The organism is Streptomyces sp. DH12, from assembly GCF_020873895.1.
Taxonomy (GTDB): Bacteria; Actinomycetota; Actinomycetes; order Streptomycetales; family Streptomycetaceae; genus Streptomyces.
Genome location: NZ_JAHWGT010000354.1, coordinates 1 through 667 on the forward strand (window position 1 = coordinate 1; position 667 = coordinate 667).

At 78.3% G+C, this 667-nt stretch carries 1 pseudogene; it reads right to left on the bottom strand.

Going from position 1 to position 667, the window contains the following annotated elements:
• Window positions 1-586, bottom strand: a pseudogene (locus LPA54_RS34515) (hypothetical protein); the annotation flags it as partial.
• Window positions 587-667: the final 81 nt, after the last annotated feature.

Here is a 667-nt window from a genome sequence, read left to right on the forward strand (position 1 = left end):
GCATCCGGCCCGGCACTCCGGCGGCGCGTGCGGTCACCAGATGGGCCAGTTCGTGGGCGAGCAGCAGCGTCCATCCGGCCGCCGCCCCACTCAGCAGGACCACGCTGCCGTGCGGGCTCCACAGCAGGGCGCGGTAGCCCGGCAGCAGGCCGGGTCGGAGCAGCAGGGTGGCGACGGCGGCCGCCGTCAGCACGGCGACGGCGACGGGGAGCACCGGGTGCAGGGCGAACCGGACATGACGGGGGCGCAGCCACGGCAGCGAGGCGCGCGGCGGCGCCGCGTCGGGCAGCGGACGGTCGTCGATCCGCGCGACGAACCCGAGGGCGGCCAGGTCCGCGACGAAGTCCGCGATGTCGAACTCCTCGCCCGTGTCCGCGCGCAGCCGCTCCTGCGTCCGGGCCACGCTCAGCCCCTCGCCCAGCAGGCGCACGGCCAGCGCCCCGGCGGACGGCAGGGCGACGAAGGTGCGGGTCGCCATGCGTCCGACGATCCACTCGTCGCGGTCGCGCCGCACGGAGAGCTCGTGCAGGACGACGCGGGCGGCCGGCCCGACGCGGGGCGGCGTCCCGGCGGCGGTGTCCGTCACCGGGTCTCCCCGTCCGGCGCGGTCGCCGCCGGTACCGTGCCGCAGGCGGGGCAGTCGACGCGCCGCTCGGAGCGCTGCAGG